Here is a 4,337-nt window from a genome sequence, read left to right as displayed (position 1 = left end):
TTCATGCTGACCCCCGAGGACATCGGCGCCGCGCCGGAGGTCCCGGCCGTTCCGCCGCTGCGCAGGCCCGAAGCCGGAACGGCTACCAGGTGACGGGGAGTTCGTACACTCCGTAGATCACCGCGTCGTACTTGAACGGGATGTCCGCCATAGCCGCCGCCATCCGCAGGGTGGGGACGCGGCGGAACAGGGTGGGGTAGACCACCTGGAGCTCCATCCGGGCCAGCGGCTGGCCGAGGCAGTGATGGGTGCCCACTCCGAACGCCTGGTGGTGGCGGGAGTCCCGGCCGATGTCCAGCCGGTCCGGGTCCGGGAAGACGGCCGGGTCCCGGTTGGCCAGTTCGCCGAGGAGGATCACCCCCTCACCGGCCCGGATGGTCCGGCCGGCGATCTCGATGTCCTCCAGGGCCGTCCGGCGGCGTCCGAGGTGGACCACGCTGAGGTAGCGCAGGAGTTCCTCCACCGCGGAGACGATCACCTTGGGGTCGTCGGCCTCGCGGACGCGGGCGAGCTGTTCGGGGTGCTGAAGCAGCAGCAGCGTCCCCATGGTGATCATGTTGGCCGTGGTCTCGTGGCCGCCGAGGAGCAGCAGCACACCCATCGCCGCCGCCTCACGGCGGGTCAGCTCGCCCGCCGTGATCTGTTGGGCGAGCCCGGAGAGCAGATCGTCACCGGGCCGGGCGAGCTTCTCCTCCACCAACTGGTCCAGATATCCGTACAGATTGGTGTGCGCGGCGGCCCGCTCCTCGGGCGTGGCCACGGCGGAGACGAGAACCTTGCTGTTGGTCTGGAAGAACTCGTGGTCCTCGTACGGGACGCCCAGCAGCTCGGAGATGACCAGCGACGGAAGCGGCAGCGCCAGCGCCTGGACCAGGTCGGCCGGTTTCGGTCCGGCCAGCATGCGGGTGATGAAGTCGTCCACCATCTCCCGCACGACCGGGCGCATCGCCTCGACCCGCTTGATGGTGAAGGCGCCGCTGACCATGCGGCGCAGCCGGGCGTGCTCCGGATCGTCCATGCCGACGAAACTCAGGTCGGTGGAGGGCCGTTCGCCGCCCGTGTGGGGAACGGGACTCGGGAAGCCGGGGTGGGAGAAGTCGGCGCTGAGCCGGGGGTCGGAGAGCAGGGTCTTCTGCTCGGCGTGGCCGGTCACCACCCAGGGGGTGCTGTCGTTCCAGGACCGGACCCGGGTCAGCGGGCCCCAGCGCGCCAGCCCGCGCAGCTCCGGGGACGGGTCGAAGGGGCAGACCGCGGCGCGCGGCTGGGGGAAGGCGGGGATCTCGGCCGACGCGTCGTCGGCCACGGGCGAGGTGGTCATGGTCTTCCTCCGAGGGTCGGTCGGGAGTGGGCCCCCGTTGATCGTTCGGGGGTGGGCCGTCGATCGGTCCGGAGTGGATCGTCAGGAAGGGACGGCGAGGGCGTCCATCGCCGTCACGAGGGGACGGCGAGGGCGTCCATGGGCTCGGCGAGCAGGGCCTGGCGGTGCGCGCGGGCCTGTTTGGGCATGTTCCAGCCGAGGACGGCGACGACCCGGCCCTGGTGGCGGTACCGCACCACGAAGCGGCGGTCCGCCACGGCGCCGTCCACAACGGTCACCTCGGCGCCGGGCACCGGTCTGCCGTGCACCTGGATCCTGGCGTCGAACTGGTCGGTCCAGAAGTACGGGATCGGGGTGTACGGCTTCGCCTCGCCGAGGATGTTCCCGGCGACGGCGGCCGACTGCTCCACGGCGTTGGTCCGGTTCTCCAGCCGCGGCGGCCCGCCGAGGCCCGGATGGCCCTCGGCGGGCAGCACCTCGCCGTCGCCCAGGAGGCACACCGTCGACCCGGCCCCCGTGGCCCGTCAGTGCGTCGACCGCCGCGCCGAGCCGCAGTCGCACACCGTGCTCGCGATGGAGCGCGGCGAGCAGCTCCACGACCGTGGACCCCAACTGGCTTGCCATGGATGCGGGTTGGGGGCCGACCAGGGTAACGGACACGCCCATGGTGCGCGCGGTGGCGGCGATCTCGGCACCGAGCACTCCGTCGCCGACGACCACGGCCCGTTCCACGGACCGCGGTTCCGCCCGGAGCGCCCGGGCGTCGTCCAGCGAGCCCAGCACATGGACCCCGGCCAGGCCGTTCGGCCCGGGCAGTGTGCGGGGACGCGGCCCGGTGGCGATGACCACGGCATCCCCGCGGACCGTGCGTCCGGACGCGGTGCGGACGGTGCGTGCCGGCACGTCCAGGGCGACGGCCGGGTCCCCGAGGAGGAACTCGGCGTCCAGCGCGTCCAGGGCTTCCCAGGTCCGCAGCCGGGCCCGCTCGGGCGCCCAGGTGCCGGCGAGCCTCTGCTCGGACAGCGGCGGCCGGTCGTAGGGCGGATGCGGTTCGGCGCCCAGCACGGTGAGCGGCCCCTGGTAGCCCTTGCGCCGCAGCGCCTCGGCGGTGCCGGGCCCCGCGGCGGAGGCACCGGCCACCACCACGCCCGACAGCGTGGTCAGGTGGACTCGCTCAGCCGGATCGCGGCGGCCGGGCAGACGCTCGCGGCCTCCCGGACGGCCGTGTGATGCCCGTCGGCGGGCTGGGCGTCGAGCAGGACGACGATGCCGTCCTCCTCGCGCTGGTCGAACACCTGGGGCGCGATGAGCACGCACTGGCCCGCGCCGCAGCACTTCTCCTCGTCGACGGTGATCTTCATGTCCGGGCCTCCTTGGCTGGGGAACGGCGGGTGACGGGGGCGAGGAGCAGACCGGTGATGGCGTCGGTGAGCGCGCCGGCCGTGTCGCCCCAGGACGGCTGGCGCGTACTGGTCCCCTCGGCCAGGGCACGCTCCCGTTCGGCACAGGTGTGGGTGATCAACTGGCGGGCCATGTCGCCGCGTTCGGCCCGCACCTCGGCGGGCAGCGCGTCCAGGCAGCCGCCCAGGCCGTAGAGGGTCTCCCGCAGCGGCTCCCGGGTGAGGGCCTCGTCGGTGACGATCGCCCGCAGCACCGGGTCGGTCATCACCTGGACGGCGAACCGGGCGTACCAGGAGGGGACGCCCAGGGTGGCCAGGTGCTCGGTGGCGGGGCGCACCAGGCAGGCGACCCAGTCCCGGACCTCGTCACTGCCGCGGGTCTCCTCCACCATCCGCCGCCGGATCTCCTCGATCGCCTCGGAGTGCTTGCGCATGATGGCGCGCACCAGATCCGCCCTGGTGCCGAAGTGATAGCCGACCGCGGCGACATTGCCCTGTCCGGCCGCCTCGCTGATCTGCCGGTTCGACACCGCGACCAGGCCGTGCTCGGCGTAGAGCCGCTCCGCCGCGGCCATGATGGCCTCGCGGGTCCCGGCGGAGCGGACGGTGCGTGCGTCGGTCACCGTGGCCTCCGGTCTCCGTGGTTCCTGTGAGCTGTCGCGGCCACTCTAAAACGCATGAATTAAATAAAGCAACTGATTGAGGAGCCCGGCGGGGGCCGGGCCCTCGGGAGACGGCGATCAGCCGGCCGTGCCGGGTGCGGGCGGGCGGCAGCGCAGGGCGCTCACCGGCCCGGACAGCTCGGTGTGCCCCGCGGCGTACGGAATCAGCACGGTCTGCCCCGCGTTCACGGCCAGCGGACGTCCCCGCTCATGGCCGAGCGTCCCGGCGCCATCGAGGACCACCAGTACCGAGAAGCCCGGGTCCAGCGGGGCCGTCGGCTCGCCCCGGCACAGCTCGGCCCGGAAGGAGCTCCCGGCCTCCGGTGGCAGCACACTGCCGCCGGAGGCCACGCCCGCGCCGGGTCCGCGCAGCCGGGCGAGCGCGGCGGTGTCCACACCCGTGCGGTCCACGGCGGCCAGAGCGCGGTCGAAGCCCAGCCCCAGATGGCCCTCGGCGGTGCCGTCGATCGCATAGCCCTCCCACTCCAGCAGGACGGAGAAGTCGGTGGGCTCCTGAAGCTCCACCAGCAGCACGCCCGCTCCGATGGCATGGGGCATCCCGGCGGGGCACAGCAGCGCGTCCCCCGCGGCCACCGGCACCCGGTGCACGGCGCCGTGCAGCGCCTCCGTCTCGCCGTGCTCCACCCAGCCCGCCAGCTCATCGGCGGTGACATCGCGGGTGAAACCCATGCGGACCTCGGCGCCCGGGGCCGCGTCCACCACGAACCACGCCTCGGTCTTGCCGTGGGCGCTGCCCAGATGGGCCCGGGCGAAGGCGCGGTCGGGGTGGCTGTGCAGCGGCAGCCGCTGCCCGGCGTCCAGCAGCTTGACCAGCAGCGCGGTGTCCGCTCCGTACGCCGCGGTGTGCTCCGGGCCCAGCCAGGCGCCGGGGTCGGCGGCCACGGCATCGGCCAGCCGGGTGCCGTCCGGCAGCGTGGTCAGCCCGGCGGGGGCCTG

Annotated in this window: 4 protein-coding genes and 1 pseudogene; all 5 read right to left on the bottom strand. The window is 73.6% G+C overall.

What is annotated here, in order from left to right; genetic code table 11:
* Positions 1-82 precede the first annotated feature (82 nt).
* The gene (locus GWI24_RS41145; RefSeq protein WP_210951132.1) at positions 83-1,318 is read right to left on the bottom strand and encodes a cytochrome P450; all 1,236 of its coding nucleotides are present in this window, start codon (positions 1,316-1,318) and stop codon (positions 83-85) included.
* A 113-nt stretch (positions 1,319-1,431) separates the two neighbouring features.
* Positions 1,432-2,482 (bottom strand): annotated as a pseudogene (locus GWI24_RS41140) (NAD(P)/FAD-dependent oxidoreductase).
* Positions 2,479-2,679, bottom strand: a complete 201-nt coding sequence (locus GWI24_RS41135) for a ferredoxin (RefSeq protein ID WP_210951131.1) — start codon at positions 2,677-2,679, stop codon at positions 2,479-2,481. Before GWI24_RS41135 ends, GWI24_RS41140 begins: the two are co-directional and overlap by 4 nt.
* Positions 2,676-3,293 carry a TetR/AcrR family transcriptional regulator gene (locus GWI24_RS41130; RefSeq protein WP_210951133.1) on the bottom strand — a complete coding sequence of 206 codons (618 nt, stop codon included), beginning with the start codon at positions 3,291-3,293 and terminating at the stop codon, positions 2,676-2,678. Before GWI24_RS41130 ends, GWI24_RS41135 begins: the two co-directional genes overlap by 4 nt.
* 165 nt (positions 3,294-3,458) lie before the next feature.
* The coding region (locus GWI24_RS41125; RefSeq protein ID WP_210951130.1) for a class I mannose-6-phosphate isomerase at positions 3,459-4,337 on the bottom strand (879 nt) is incomplete at its 5' end.

The sequence above is a fragment of the Streptomyces sp. MK37H genome, from assembly GCF_018035285.1.
GTDB classification, from domain to species: Bacteria; Actinomycetota; Actinomycetes; order Streptomycetales; family Streptomycetaceae; genus Streptomyces; species Streptomyces endocoffeicus.
The sequence above is the reverse complement of the archived record's forward strand: the minus strand, read 5'-3'. Positions and strand labels throughout refer to the sequence as shown.